We start from the raw sequence: 15780 nt of genomic DNA, 5'->3' as shown, positions 1-15780 counted from the left end.
CTCTCTTCTTCTCTGATTTTCTCCGAAAGGACCTGCGGCACAGTGCGCACCGATCTCGTCAAGCCACTCCCTGTCGCACTCCTGGAGAACGCGACCCGTTTCCCCCGCAAGGTGGCCTTCCAGGACGACCGGCGAGCGGTCACCTACGGCGACCTGGAGGCACGGACCCGCAGGCTCGCCGGACACCTGGCGGGCCTGGGCGTCCGGCGGGGGGACCGGGTCGCCATCTGCCTCGGCAACTCGGTGTCGACCGTGGAGAGTTACCTCGCGGTCGTTCGCGCCGCCGGCATCGGGGTGCCGCTCAACCCCGCATCGGCCCTGGCCGAGCTGGAGTACCTGCTGGCCGACAGCGGGGCCACCGTGGTCATCACCGATTCCGTGCAGGCGGAAAGGCTCCGGCGCTCACCGGCCGTGGCGCCCGGGATCACGCTGCTGGTGACCGGCGACGTCCCGGCGGGGGCGGGAGCCCACTCGTACGACGAACTCGCCGTCCGCGAGCCGGCCGTGCCCGCCGGGGACGACCTCGACCTCGACGACGTGGCCTGGATGTTCTACACGTCCGGGACGACCGGCCGGCCCAAGGGCGTCCTGTCGACGCAGCGCAACTGCCTCTGGTCCGTGGCCTCTTGCTACGTACCGATTCCGGGACTGACGGACCAGGACCGGGTGCTGTGGCCCCTCCCGCTGTTCCACAGCCTCTCGCACATCGCGTGCGTCCTGTCCGTCACCGTGGTCGGCGCCACGGCCCGGATCATGGACGGCAGTTCCGCGGAGGACGTGATCAGGGCCCTGCGCGAGGACGACACGACCTTCCTGGCCGGGGTTCCCACCACGTACCACCACCTGGTGACGGCCGCCCAGAAGAACGGTTTCTCCGCGCCCGGCCTGCGGATCGGCCTGGTCGGCGGAGCCGTCACCGGATCGCGGCTGCGCCGCGACTTCGAGGAGATCTTCGGCGTCCCGCTGGTCGACGCCTACGGCAGCACCGAGACGTGCGGGGCCATCACCATCAACCCGCCGGACGGCGCCCGGGTCGACGGCTCGTGCGGCCTGCCGGTGCCGGGCGTCGGCGTCCGCATCGTCAACCCCACCACCGGGCTAGACGTCCCCGCCGGACAGGAGGGGGAGGTGTGGGTCAGCGGACCGAACGTCATGGCCGGCTACCACAACAGCCCGGAGGCGACCGCCGCAGCGATGCAGGACGGCTGGTACCGGACCGGAGACCTGGCACGGCGTGACGACGCCGGCTACTTCACCATCTGCGGCCGGATCAAGGAACTCGTCATCCGCGGCGGGGAGAACATCCACCCGGAGGAGATCGAGGCGGTCCTGCGCACCGTCGAGGGTGTCGCCGACGCGGCGGTGGCCGGCGTACCGCACGAGACGCTCGGGGAGGTCTCGGTCGCGTACGTGGTCCCCGGCCCCTCCGGCTTCGACACCGCGGCGCTGATCGACCGGTGCCGCGAGCAGCTCTCCGCCTACAAGGTGCCGGAGCAGGTCCGAGAGGTCGACGTCATCCCGCGGACCGCATCGGGCAAGATCAAGCGCCGCCTCATGGCGGACCAGCCGAGCCGGCTGCGGTACGAGGCGATCGGACACGAGGAAGCGCTGACGGGCGGCCGGCCCGACGCGACCGTTGCGGCCGCCCTGCGTGAGCGGCTGTCCGCTCTGGAGGAGCGCGCGCAGCTGGCACTGCTGGAGGGCCTGGTCCGTACGCAGGCCGCCGCCGTGCTGCAGAAGCCGGGACCGGACTCCGTCCCGTCCGACCGGGCCTTCCGCGACCTGGGCTTCACCTCCATGGCCGTCGTCGCTTTGCGCAACCGGCTGGTGGAGAGCACCGGGCTGCCGCTGCCCACCACCGCCGTCTTCGACCACCCCACTCCGGTGGCGCTGGCAGGCTTCATACGGGCCGAGGCCCTCGGGATCACCGGCTCGGTGGCCGAGCCGGTCACGGCGGCCGACCCCGGTGAACCGATCGCGATCGTGGGCATGGCGTGCCGTCTGCCGGGTGGCGTGGCGGGGCCGGAGGACCTGTGGCAGATGGTGTCCGAGGGCCGGGACGCCGTCTCCGGGTTCCCCGAGGACCGGGGCTGGGACCTGGAGGGTCTGTTCGATCCGGACCCCGAGCGTGCGGGTACCTCGTACACGGACCAGGGCGGTTTCCTGCACGAGGCGGGGCTCTTCGACGCGGGGTTCTTCGGGATCTCGCCGCGTGAGGCCCTCGCCATGGACCCGCAGCAGCGGCTGCTGCTGGAGGCCTCCTGGGAGGCGCTGGAGCGGACGGGCATCGACCCGGTCTCGCTGAAGGGCGCCGACGTCGGCGTGTTCTCCGGGCTGTTCGGCCAGGGGTACGGGACCGGCGCCGCTGCGGTGGCACCGGAGCTGGAGGGCTTCGCGACCACGGGTTCGGCGACGAGCGTGGCCTCGGGCCGCGTGTCGTACGTGCTCGGCCTCGAAGGCCCCGCGGTCACGGTGGACACGGCCTGCTCGTCGTCCCTGGTGGCGATGCACCTGGCCGCGCAGGCGCTGCGGCAGGGCGAGTGCTCGATGGCGCTCGCCGGCGGTGTGTCGGTCATGGCGACGCCCGACCACTTCGTGGAGTTCTCCCGGCAGCGGGCCCTGGCGGCCGACGGCCGGTGCAAGGCATTCGCCGATGCCGCGGACGGCACCGGCTGGGCCGAGGGCGTCGGCGTGGTCGTGCTGGAACGGCTGTCGGTGGCGCGCGAGCGCGGGCACCGGGTGCTGGCGGTCCTACGCGGCAGCGCGGTGAACCAGGACGGCGCCTCGAACGGTCTGACGGCGCCGAACGGGCTGTCGCAGCAGCGGGTGATCCGCAAGGCGCTGGCCGGCGCCGGGCTGGTCGCGGCGGACGTGGACGTGGTGGAGGCCCACGGCACGGGTACGTCCCTGGGCGACCCGATCGAGGCGCAGGCGCTCCTGGCCACGTACGGGCAGGGCCGCGACCCGGAAGAGCCGCTGTGGCTGGGCTCGCTGAAGTCGAACATCGGTCATACGCAGGCGGCTGCCGGTGTGGCCGGCGTGATCAAGATGGTGCAGGCGCTGCGCCACGGCGTGCTGCCGGCGACCTTGCACGTGGACGCGCCCACCCCCCAGGTCGACTGGTCCGCGGGTGCGGTGGAGCTGCTGACCGAGGCCCGCGAGTGGCCGCGCAGCGGCCGGCCGCGCCGCGCGGGCGTGTCCTCGTTCGGTGTCAGCGGTACGAATGCGCACCTGATCCTGGAGGAGGCGCCCGCCGAAGAGGCGCAGGAGCCGCCGGTGGCTGCGGGTGTGGTGCCGTTGGTGGTGTCGGCGCGGAGCGCCGGTTCGCTGGCCGGTCAGGCCGGGCGGCTGGCGGAGTTCCTCGAGGGCGCCGACGAGGTGTCGTTGGCGGAGGTGGCCGGGGCGCTGGTGTCGGGCCGTGCGGTCTTCGGCGAGCGCGCGGTCGTGGTCGCGGGTTCGGACGAGGAGGCGCTGGCCGGGCTGCAGGCGCTGGCGCGCGGTGAGAGCGCGCCGGGTGCGGTCTCCGGGAGCGCGACCGGTTCGGGCAAGATCGTGTGGGTCTTCCCGGGCCAGGGCTCGCAGTGGGCGGGCATGGGCCGTGAGCTGCTGGACTCCTCGCCGGTATTCGCGGAGCGGATCGAGCAGTGCGCGGCTGCTCTGGAGCCGTGGATCGACTGGTCGCTGACCGAGGTGCTGCGGGGTGAGACCGAGCCCGAGTTCCTGAACCGGGTCGACGTACTGCAGCCCGCGAGCTTCGCCGTGATGGTGGGTCTGGCTGCGGTCTGGGCTTCGGTCGGGGTCAAGCCCGATGCAGTGCTGGGTCACTCGCAGGGTGAGATCGCGGCCGCTTGCGTGGCGGGCGCGCTCTCGCTGGAGGATGCGGCGCGTGTGGTGGCGTTGCGCAGCCAGGCCATCGCCAAGGACCTGGCCGGGCGTGGCGGTATGGCTTCGGTGGCGCTGAGCGTCGACGAGGCGCTCGTACGCATCGAGCCGTGGGCGGACCGGGTCGAGGTCGCCGCGGTCAACGGCCCGACCTCCGTGGTGATCGCCGGTGACGCCGAAGCGCTGGACGAGGCGCTGGAGGCGCTGTCGGGCGACGGCGTCCGGGTGCGCCGGGTCGCGGTGGACTACGCCTCGCACACCCGGCACGTGGAAGACCTTCGTGACATCCTCGCCACCACGCTGGGCGGGATCGGCGCGAAGGCGCCGACGGTGCCGTTCTACTCGACCGTGACCGGTACGTGGGTGGAGGACGCCGACGTCCTGGACGGCGCGTACTGGTACCGGAACCTGCGGGGCCAGGTCGGCTTCGGTCCGGCCGTGGCCGAGCTGCTCGCCCAGGGCCATGGGGTGTTCGTGGAGGTCAGTGCCCACCCGGTGCTGGTCCAGCCGATCACCGAGACCGTCGACAACGCCGACACCGCCGCCGACGTGGTGGTGACCGGGTCGCTGCGCCGTGAAGACGGTGGTCTGCGCCGTCTGTTCGCCTCGATGGCCGAGCTGTTCGTCCGCGGTGTGGCCGTGGACTGGAGCGGCATTCTGCCCACCGGGGCCGTGTCCGCACACGTGGACCTGCCGACGTACGCCTTCGACCACCAGCACTACTGGCTCGAGGCGGCCGCTTCCGCGACCGACGCGGCCTCGCTGGGACTCGCCGGTGCCGATCACCCGCTGCTGGGCGCGGTCGTCGGCATGCCGAACTCGGCCGGCCTCATGGCCACGTCGAGCTGGTCGCTTCGCTCGCAGCCCTGGCTCGTGGACCACCAGGTCTCCGATGCCGTCGTGGTACCGAACGCGGCCCTGGTCGAGCTGTCCATCCGGCTCGGCGACCTGGCCGGCGCTCCCGTACTCGACGTACTGACCGTCGAGCTGCCGGTGGTGCTGCCGCAGCGGGCCGGCCGAAGCATCCAGGTGATCGTCGGCGAGCCCGACGAGGCGGGACGGCGGTCCGTGGAGATCTTCTCCCGCGCCGCGGACGCCCCTCTGGACGCGCCGTGGACGCGGCACGCGCACGGTGCGCTGGCTCCCGCCGGTGCGGCCACTGTGACTCCCGCGAACGACGGGCCCTTCACCGAAGTCGCCCTGGACGGCTCCGCTCTGCGGGACGCGGGCCGTTACGGGGTGCACCCCGTGCTGCTGGACGCCGCCGTCCGTACCGTCGTCCCCGACGGCATGCTCCCGTCCGTGTGGACCGGGGTGTCCCTGCTGGCGTCCGGCGCCGCCGCACTGCAGGTGCGCCCGGGCGGGACGTCGGCGCAGGGAACCGGACTGCAGCTGGCCGACCCCACGGGGCAGCCCGTCATGACGGTCGAGGCGATACGCGGAACTCCGTTCTCCCCCGAACAGGCGGGGATCTCGGGCTCGTTGCCGCACGACGCCCTGTTCCGCGTCGAGTGGACCCAGTGCGCGCTTCCCGCCCAGGAGCGCTCCCTCGACATCGTGACCGTCGCGACCGGCGAGGACGTCGCCGCTACGGCCGGGTCGGCCACGTCGATTCCCGACGTCCTGCTGTACGAGGCCGGGGCCGGGGCGGTGAGCGCGGCGGCCGACCCCCGCGCATCGGTCAACGCGGCGCTGGCCGTCCTCCAGGCCTGGCTCGCGGAACCCGCACTGGCGGAAACCCGGCTGGCCGTGGTCACCGGGGACTGCGCCGAACCCGAGGCGGCCGCGGTGTGGGGTCTGGTCCGCTCGGCGCAGTCGGAGCATCCGGACCGGATCGTCCTGGCCGACCTCGACGACGTCAGCCCGTCCGCTCTGGCGGCCGTCGTACTGAGCGGCGAGCCGCAGCTGAGGGTGCGGGAGGGCGTGGCGGCGGTGCCCCGGCTGGTCCGCGTGCCCGTCTCGCAGGACCGGTCGCCGTCCGGAGCCGGACAGCACCCGCGGCCGCTGGACACCGAGGGCACCGTACTGATCACCGGCGGCACCGGGACGCTGGGTGCGATGACCGCACGGCACCTGGTCACGGCGTACGGCATCCGGCACCTGGTCCTGGCCGGGCGCCGCGGCCATGCCCCGGAGCTCCACGACGAGCTGACCGCGATGGGGGCGTCCGTCACCATCGCCGCCTGCGACACGTCGGACCGGGCCCAGCTCGAGGCCCTCCTGCGGGCCATACCGGCCGAGCACCCGCTCACCGCCGTCGTGCACTCCGCCGGTGTCCTGGACGACGGGGTGCTCACCGAGCTGACCCCGGACCGGGTCGACACCGTACTGCGGCCCAAGGCGGACGCGGCGCTCCACCTGCACGAGCTCACCCGGGACCTGGACCTCGCCGCGTTCGTGCTGTTCTCCTCGGCGGCGGGCGTGCTGGGCAACCCCGGGCAGGCCAACTACGCCGCGGCCAACGCCTACCTGGACGCGCTGGCGCACCGGCGCCGCGGCCTCGGTCTGCCGGCCGTCTCCCTCGCCTGGGGCTACTGGGCGACGGTCAGCGGCATGACCGAGCACCTGGGCGCCGCAGACCTGCGCCGCAACCGGCGCATCGGCATGAGCGGGCTCTCCGCGAGCGAGGGAATGGCCCTGCTGGACGCCGCCCTGGCCGCCGGCGCGAGCACCGCCGACACGCTGGTGGCGGCCAAGTTCGACGTGTCCGCCCTGCGGGCGGCCGCGGCCGAGGCTCCGGTCCCGCCGCTGCTGCGGGGTCTGGCCCCGTCGCCGCGACCCGCGGCCCGGGCTGCCGCTCCGTCCGGGCCCGAGTCGCTGAAGGAGCGCCTCGCCGGTCTGGGCGATGCCGAGCAGACCGAGGCCCTGCTCGAACTGGTCCGCAGGCACGCCGCCGAGGTGCTCGGGCACACCACGCCCGATGCCGTCCATGCGACCCGGACCTTCAAGGAGGCCGGATTCGACTCGCTGACCGCAGTGGAGCTGCGGAACCGGCTGGCCGTCGCGACCGGGCTGACCCTCTCCCCGGCGATGATCTTCGACTACCCGAAGCCGACGGCGCTCGCCGAGCGCCTGCGCGCCAAGCTCTTCGGCGGTACCTCGCACCGTCCGGCCGAGCCGGGGACGCCCGCGGGGACGACCGACGAGCCGATCGCGATCGTGGCGATGGCCTGCCGTTTCCCGGCCGGCGTGCACAGTCCGGAAGACCTGTGGCGGGTCGTGGCCGACGGGGTCGACGTCGTCACCGAGTTCCCCGACGACCGCGGCTGGGACACCGAGCGGGTCTTCAACGCCGATCCCGACCACGCAGGCACCACCTACGTGCGCCACGGCGCGTTCCTCGAGGACGCCGCCGGGTTCGACGCCGCGTTCTTCGGCATCTCGCCGAACGAGGCGCTGGCGATGGACCCGCAGCAGCGACTGCTGCTCGAGACGTCCTGGGAGGCCTTCGAACGGGCCGCGATCGACCCGACCACGCTGGCGGGGGAGGACGTCGGCGTCTTCGTCGGGGTCAACAGCCACGACTACAGCGTGCGGATGCACCAGGCGTCCGGTGTCGAGGGATTCCGCCTCACCGGCGGTTCGGGCAGCGTCACCTCCGGCCGCATCGCCTACCACTTCGGCTTCGAGGGCCCCGCCCTGACGGTCGATACGGCGTGCTCCTCCTCCCTGGTGGCACTGCACCTGGCGGCGCAGGCGCTGAACCGGGGCGAGTGCTCCATGGCGCTGGCCGGCGGCGTGATGGTGATGGGCACCGTGGAGACCTTCGTCGAGTTCTCCCGGCAGCGCGGACTGGCCCCCGACGGCCGGTGCAAGGCGTTCGCCGACGGCGCGGACGGCACCGGCTGGTCCGAGGGCGCGGGGCTGCTGCTCGTGGAGCGGCTGTCGGACGCCCGTCGCCGGGGCCACCAGGTGCTGGCCGTGGTCCGCGGGTCCGCGGTGAACCAGGACGGCGCCTCGAACGGCCTGACGGCCCCGAACGGTCCGGCGCAGCAGCGGGTCATCCGCAAGGCCCTGGCCCATGCCGGTCTCACCGCCGCGGACGTGGACGCCGTGGAGGCGCACGGCACGGGTACGACGCTCGGCGACCCGATCGAGGCGGATGCGCTCCTGGCGACCTACGGCCAGGACCGGCAGCCCGACCGGCCGCTGTGGCTCGGCTCCGTGAAGTCGAACATCGGGCACACCCAGGGGGCGGCAGGCGTCGCAGGCGTGATCAAGATGGTCATGGCCATGCGGCACGGCGTCCTCCCCAGGACGCTGCACGTGGACCGCCCGTCGTCCCACGTCGACTGGTCCGCGGGCGCCGTGGAACTGCTGACCGAGGCCCGCGACTGGCCGCGCAGCGGCCGGCCCCGCCGCGCCGGGGTGTCCTCCTTCGGCATCGGCGGCACCAACGCGCACGTCGTCATCGAGGAGGCCCCCGACCAGCCGCCGGCTCCCGCGCCGGAGCCCGGACCGGAGCCGGCCGGCGTCCTGGTACCGGTGCCCGTCTCGGCGCGGACGCCGGCCGGACTGCGCGGCCAGGCGGACCGGCTCGCCCGGTTCTTCGACGCCCGGCCCGACGTACGCCTGAGCGATGCCGCCCACGCGCTCGCCACCACGCGTGCCCAACTCGACCACCGCGCCGTCGTCCTGGCGTCCGACAGGGAACGCCTCCGTGCCGACCTGAGCGCCTTCGGGCGCGGCGAAACGAGCCCCGCCGTCATCTCCGGCACCCCGGCCACGGGCAAACTCGCCGTCCTCTTCACCGGTCAGGGCAGCCAGTGGGCCGGCATGGGTCGCGAACTCGCGCAGACCTACCCGGTCTTCCGCGAGGCCTTCGCCGCCGCCTGCGCCGCCGTCGAGGAGCACCTGCACGAGCACTCGGCACGCCCGCTGCGTGACGTGGTGTTCGCCGCGCCGGGATCGCCCGACAGCGCACTGCTCGACCAGACCATGTACACGCAAGGCGCCCTGTTCGCCCTGGAGACCGCGCTGTTCCGGCTCTTCGAGTCCTGGGGGGTGCGACCGGACCTCGTCGCAGGCCACTCGATCGGAGAGATCACGGCCGCGCACGTCTCCGGAGTCCTGGGACTGGCCGAAGCGGGCGAACTGATCGCCGCCCGCGGCCGGCTGATGCAGTCCCTGCCCGAAGGCGGCGCGATGGTCGCCGTCCAGGCGACCGAGGCCGACGTCGCCCCCCTGCTGGCCCGGGCCCGCGGTGTGGTCTGCGTCGCAGCGGTGAACAGCCCCGACTCGCTGGTGCTCTCCGGCGCCGAGGGCGCCGTGCTCGCCGCCGCCGACGAACTGGCCGGCCGCGGCCACAAGACGCGCAGGCTGCCGGTCAGCCACGCCTTCCACTCCCCGCTCATGGAGCCCGTGCTCGACGAGTTCCGCACGGTCCTGGAGGGCCTGTCGTACCGGCCGGGCACTCTTCCCGTCGTCTCCACCCTGACCGGCGAACCCGTCCGGGACGGTCGGCTGTGCACCCCCGAGTACTGGGTCGACGAGGCGCGGAACGCGGTGCGGTTCAGCGACGCCGTCATCTCGCTGAGCGACCTGGGAGCCACGACGTTCCTCGAGCTGGGCCCCGGAGGGATCCTCGCCGCGATGGCGCTCGGCTCGCTCGGCGGCCGCGAGCAGAGCTGCATCGCCACCCTGCGCAAGGACGGCACGGAGCCCGCGGGCGTCCTGACGGCCCTCGCGGAACTGCACGTTCGCGGTGTGGACGTCGACTGGGCGGCCGTTCTCGGCCGGCCCGCCACGGCAGCCGGGGCCGACCTGCCCACGTACGCGTTCCAGCACCAGCGGTACTGGGTCGAGGCCGACGAGACCGCGAAGGGCGGTGCGGAAGCGCTCGGCACCACCGGCGCAGGGCACCCTCTGCTCGGCACCGTCATCGAGATGCCGGGCGACGGCGGCGGGACCGGCGTCGTACTGACCGGGCGGCTGTCGCCGCGAAGCCGCGGCTGGATCCACGGCGCGACGGAGACGGACGGCGCCACCACGGTCCCGGCCGCCGCGATCCTGGAAATGGTCGTCAGGGCCGGCAACGAGGTGGACTGCGGAAGTCTCGAAGAGGTCGTCGTCGAGGCGCCGTTGACGGTGCCCCGGCACGGCCACACCCAGGTGCGGGTGTCGGTGGACGCCCCGGGCGCCGACGGTCGCCGCCGCGCCGCCGTCCACGGCCGGCCCCTGGACCCGGAGCAAGGGCCCTGGACGTGCCATGCACGAGCCGTGCTCGTCCCCGGAATGCCGCAGCCGGCGTTCGACCTGCGGGACTGGCCGCTGCCCGCAGACGGTGACACACCCCTCCCGGGGGCGCACCGCGTGTGGCAGCAGGACGGACAGACCTTCGCCGAGATCGCACTTCCGGCCGAACTCGCCGACGAGGCATCAGAGTTCATCCTGCACCCGGTGCTCCTCGACACCGCGCTGCGCGTCCTGGACGCCCGTGCCACCGCGGACCTGTCCGGCTGCGCCGGCCTGGCCGTGTACGCGGAAGGCGCCGCCTCGCTGCGGCTGCGGAGCACGCCGGCGCCGGACGGCCGCCACCTGCTGGAGCTCGCGGACCCGGCCGGCGAACCCGTGGCGGTCCTCGGCCCGTTGACCCTGGGCGTCCTGCCCGGGAGCGGGGCCGAAGCGCCGGCCGTGGCGGAGGAGCCGGGAGCCGCCGCTGCCGGAGCGCAGACGCCTTCCGGCGCCCTCACCCGGCGCGTGGTGTCGCGCAGCGAAGGGGCCGGCGATGCGATCGCCGGCCGGCTGGCCGGGCTGTCGCCCGCGGAGCAGCAGCGTGTGGTGATGGACCTGGTCCGGCAGAGCACCGCGTTCGTACTCGGCCACCGCGCGTCGGACGGGCTCGACGAGGAGCAGTCCTTCAAGAGCCTCGGATTCGACTCCCTCAGCGCGGTCAAGCTCTGCAACCGCCTGCGCGACCTCACCGGGGTGGACCTGCCCAGCACGCTGGTCTTCGACTACCCGACGCTCACCCTTCTCGCGGCCCACGTGCGCGGCGAACTGCTCGGCGAGCAGGCAGCGGCGCCCGCCCCGGCCACGGTGGCGGCCTCCGTCTCCGACGAGCCGATCGCGATCGTCGCCATGAGCAGCCGGCTGCCGGGCGGGGCGGACAGCCCCGAGGAGCTGTGGAAGCTCGTGATGGAGCAGCGGGACGCGGTGTCCGGCTTCCCGCTCGACCGCGGCTGGGACCTCGAGGGCCTGTACCACCCGGACCCGGCCCACCCGGGTACCAGCTACACCCGCTCGGGCGGATTCCTCCACGAGGCAGCGCAGTTCGACGCCGGGCTCTTCGGGATCTCCCCGCGTGAGGCCCTGGCGATGGACCCGCAGCAGCGGCTGCTGCTGGAGACCTCGTGGGAGGCGCTGGAGCGGGCGGGCATCGACCCGCAGTCCGCCAAGGGCAGTGACATCGGCGTGTTCACCGGAATCGTCCACCACGACTACGTGACCCGGCTCCACCAGGTGCCCGAGGACGTCCAGGGCTACCTCATGACCGGCACGGCGGCGAGCGTGGCCTCGGGCCGCGTGTCGTACGTGTTCGGCTTCGAGGGTCCGGCGGTCACGGTGGACACCGCGTGCTCGTCGTCGCTGGTGGCCATCCACCTGGCGGCGCAGTCGCTGCGGCAGGGCGAGTGCTCGATGGCGCTCGCCGGCGGCGCGACGGTCATGGCCAGCCCGGACGCCTTCATGGAGTTCTCCCGGCAGCGCGGCCTGGCGGCCGACGGCCGGTGCAAGGCGTTCTCCTCGGCGGCCGACGGCACCGGCTGGGCCGAGGGCGTCGGCGTGGTCGTGCTGGAGCGGCTGTCGGTGGCGCGCGAGCGCGGGCACCGGGTGCTGGCCGTACTGCGCGGCAGCGCGGTCAACCAGGACGGCGCCTCGAACGGCCTGACCGCGCCGAACGGTCCCTCGCAGCAGCGGGTGATCCGCAGGGCGCTGGACACGGCGGGACTCACGCCCGCGGATGTGGACGTCGTCGAGGCCCACGGGACCGGTACGGCCCTCGGCGACCCGATCGAGGCGCAGGCGCTGCTGGCCACCTACGGGCGGGACCGGGATCCGCAGCAGCCGCTGTGGCTGGGCTCGCTGAAGTCGAACATCGGCCATGCGCAGGCGGCCGCCGGTGTGGCCGGCGTGATCAAGATGGTCATGGCCATGCAGCACGGCGTCATGCCCGCCACGCTCCATGTGGACGAGCCCACCACCCAGGTGGACTGGTCCGCGGGTGCGGTGGAGCTGCTGACCGAGGCCCGGGAGTGGACCCGCAACGGCCATCCGCGCCGGGCCGCGGTCTCCTCGTTCGGGGCCAGCGGTACGAATGCGCACCTGATCCTGGAGGAGGCGCCCGCCGAAGAGGCGCAGGAGCCGTCGGCGGCTGCGGGTGTGGTGCCGTTGGTGGTGTCGGCGCGGAGCGCCGGTTCGCTGGCCGGTCAGGCCGGGCGGCTGGCGGCGTTCGTCGAGGGCGCCGGCGGAGTGCCGCTGCCGAGCGTGGCCGGGGCGCTGGTGTCGGGCCGCGCGGTGCTGGGCGAGCGTGCGGTCGTGGTGGCCGGCTCGGACGGCGAGGCGCTGGCAGGACTGCAGGCGCTGGCCCGGGGCGAAAGCGCGCCCGGCGTGGTCTGCGGCAGTGCCGGTTCGGGCAAGCCGGGCAAGGTCGTGTGGGTGTTCCCGGGTCAGGGTTCGCAGTGGGCGGGGATGGGCCGTGAACTCCTCGACTCCTCGCCGGTGTTCGCGGAGCGGATCGCGCAGTGCGCGGCTGCTCTGGAGCCGTGGATCGACTGGTCGCTGATCGACGTGCTGCGGGGTGAGACCGAGCCCGAGCTCATGGAGCGGGTCGACGTGCTCCAGCCGGCCAGCTTCGCCGTGATGGTGGGCCTGGCGGCCGTGTGGAGCTCCGCCGGAGTGGAGCCGGGCGCGGTGCTCGGCCACTCGCAGGGCGAGATCGCCGCCGCCTGTGTCGCAGGGGCCCTGTCCCTGGACGACGCGGCCCGCGTGGTGGCCGTGCGCAGCCAGGTCATCGCGAAGGAGCTGGCCGGCCGCGGCGGTATGGCCTCGGTCGCGCTGAGCGCGGACGCGGCGGTCGCATGGCTGGAGCCGTGGGCGGACCGGGTCGAGGTCGCCGCCGTCAACGGCCCGGCCTCCGTGGTCGTCGCCGGTGACGCCGAGGCACTGGACGAGGTCCTGGAGGCGCTCTCCGGCGCGGGCGTCCGGGTGCGTCGGGTCGCGGTGGACTACGCCTCGCACACCCGGCACGTGGAGGACATCCGCGAGGCGCTCGCCGAGGCACTGGCAGGGATCGACGCGCAGGCTCCGAACGTGCCGTTCTACTCCACCGCGAGCGGCGGTTGGGTGACGGACGCCGACGTCCTCGACGGCGGGTACTGGTACCGCAACCTGCGGGGCCAGGTCGGCTTCGGCCCGGCCGTGGCCGACCTGCTGGGTCAGGGCCACGGGGTGTTCGTGGAGGTCAGCGCGCACCCGGTGCTGGTCCAGCCGATCACCGAGACCGCCGACGTCACCGGGACCGATGCGGTCGTGACGGGTTCGCTGCGGCGCGAGGACGGCGGTCTGCGACGGCTGTTCGCCTCGATGGCCGAGCTGTTCGTCCGCGGTGTGGCCGTGGACTGGAGCGGTGTCCTGCCCGCCGGGGCCGGGTCCGCACGCGTGGACCTGCCGACGTACGCCTTCGAGCACCAGCACTACTGGCTCCAGGAGGCGGAAGCGGCCGCCGACGCCGTCGGCGATGCGGCCGAGGGCGCGGACTCCGATTTCTGGGCCGCGATCGAACGGGCCGATCTGGACTCCCTCGGCGAGTTGCTGGAGATGGCGTCGACCGACCAGCGCAGCGCCCTGGACACCGTCGTGCCCGTACTGGCGGAATGGCGGGGCAAGCGCCGTGCGCGGTCGACGGCGGAGAAGCTGCGCTACCACGTCACCTGGCAGCCGCTCGAACGCGAGGCCGCCGGCGTACCCGGTGGCCGCTGGCTGGTCGTCGTACCGTCCGCACGTCCCGACGGCGGTGCGACCGACGCCCTCCTGGAGGAGCTGACCGGTCTCGGACTCGGGACCGTCCTGCTGGAGGTCGGCGAGCCGGACCGCACGCGGGAACTGCTCGCCGAGCGACTGACCGGCGTCCTGGCCGAACACGACCTGACCGGCGTGCTGTCCCTGCTGGCCCTGGACGAGCACACGGGCAGCGGTCTGCAGGACCCGACCGCGGTCACGGCGTCGACGCTTGCGCTGGTCCAGGCCCTGGGGGACAACAACGCCTCCCAGCCGCTGTGGTGCCTGACCCGGGGCGCGGTGAACATCGGCATCCACGACACCCTCACCTCACCGGTGCAGGCGTCGCTGTGGGGCCTCGGCCGCGCCGCTGCGCTGGAACGGCTCGACCGGTGGGGCGGTCTGGTCGACCTGCCCGCCGTGAGCGACCCGCGTACGGCCCAGTACCTGCTCGGAGTGCTGAACTCCGCTGCCGATGAGGACCAGCTCGCGGTCCGGCGATCGGGTGTGTACACCCGGCGCCTGGTGCGCAAGCCCGTCCCGGAGTCCACCGGCGACGCCGGCTGGCAGCCCCGGGGCACGGTCCTGGTGACCGGCGGCGCCGAGGGACTGGGCAGGCACGTCGCGGTCTGGCTCGCGCAGGCCGGCGTCGACCGGCTCATCGTCACCACGACCGCGCAGGCATCCGACGAGAGCGTGTCGGACCTGCGGGCCGAACTGGCCGGGCTGGGTGTCGCCACCGCGGTGGAGTCGTGCGAGGACTCCGACCGGGACGCGATCGCGCAACTGGTGTCCGAGGCCGCCGCGGAGCAGCCGGTCACGGCCGTGGTGCACGCCGCCGACGTCACGCAGACCAGTTCCATCGACGACACCGGCGTACAGGACCTCGCCGGGGTGTTCGCGGCCAAGGTGGACACCGCGGTGTGGCTGGACGGCCTGTTCGAGGACACCCCGCTCGACGCGTTCGTGGTCTTCTCCTCGATCGCGGGTGTCTGGGGCGGCGGCGGCCAGGGTCCGTCCGGAGCGGCCAACGCCGTCCTCGACGCCCTGATCGAGTGGCGGCGCGCCCGCGGGCTGAGGGCCACGTCGATCGCCTGGGGAGCCCTCGACCAGATCGGCGTGGGCATGGACGAGGCCGCCCTCGCCCAGCTGCGGCGCCGTGGCGTCCTTCCCGTGGCCCCTGGGCTGGCCGTCACCGCGATGGTGCAGGCGGTCCAGGGCAACGAGAAGTTCGTGGCGGTGGCCGACATGGACTGGGGGGCCTTCATCCCCGCGTTCACCTCGGTCCGCACCAGCCCCCTGTTCGCCGACCTGCCCGAGGCGAAGAAGGCCCTGCAAGCCCTGCAGGGCGACGGCGAGAACAGCGACGCCGCCACGTCCCTCGCGGACTCCCTGCGGGCGGTCTCGGACACCGAGCAGGACCGCATCCTGCTCCGGCTGGTCCGCGGCCACGCCTCGACGGTCCTCGGCCACAGCGGCGCGGAGGGCATCGGCCCCCGCCAGGCGTTCCAGGAGGTCGGCTTCGACTCACTGGCCGCCGTCAACCTCCGCAACAGCCTGAACGCGGCCACCGGACTGCGGCTGCCCGCAACCCTGATCTTCGACTACCCCACCCCGGAGGCGCTGGTCGGATACCTGCGCTCCGAACTTCTCCGGGAGTCCGACGACGGCCTGGACGAGCGGGAGGACGAGCTCAGGCAGGTCCTGGCGTCCGTGCCGTTCGCCCGGTTCAAGGAAGCCGGGGTCCTGGACACCCTCCTCGGCCTCGCCGAGGCCGACGCGGACGCGGACGCGGACACGCCGGAGACGCAGACGTCGGCGGCCGCCGCCGACGTGGAACTGATCGACGCCATGGACGTTGCCGATCTGGTGCAACGGGCCCTGGGCAAGACGAGCTGATCG

1 protein-coding gene is annotated in these 15780 nt (G+C 73.7%); it reads left to right on the top strand.

Annotation, left to right across the window (positions count from 1 at the left end):
- Positions 1 to 42 precede the first annotated feature (42 nt).
- Positions 43 to 15777: a type I polyketide synthase gene (locus ACFYXK_RS08935; protein WP_389410468.1), complete on the top strand. Its 15735-nt coding sequence runs from the start codon at positions 43 to 45 to the stop codon at positions 15775 to 15777.
- Positions 15778 to 15780 lie beyond the last annotated feature (3 nt).

Origin of the sequence: Streptomyces sp. NPDC002209 (assembly GCF_042890265.1) — a bacterium.
Classification (GTDB): domain Bacteria; phylum Actinomycetota; class Actinomycetes; order Streptomycetales; family Streptomycetaceae; genus Streptomyces.
The sequence above is the reverse complement of the archived record's forward strand: the minus strand, read 5'-3'. Positions and strand labels throughout refer to the sequence as shown.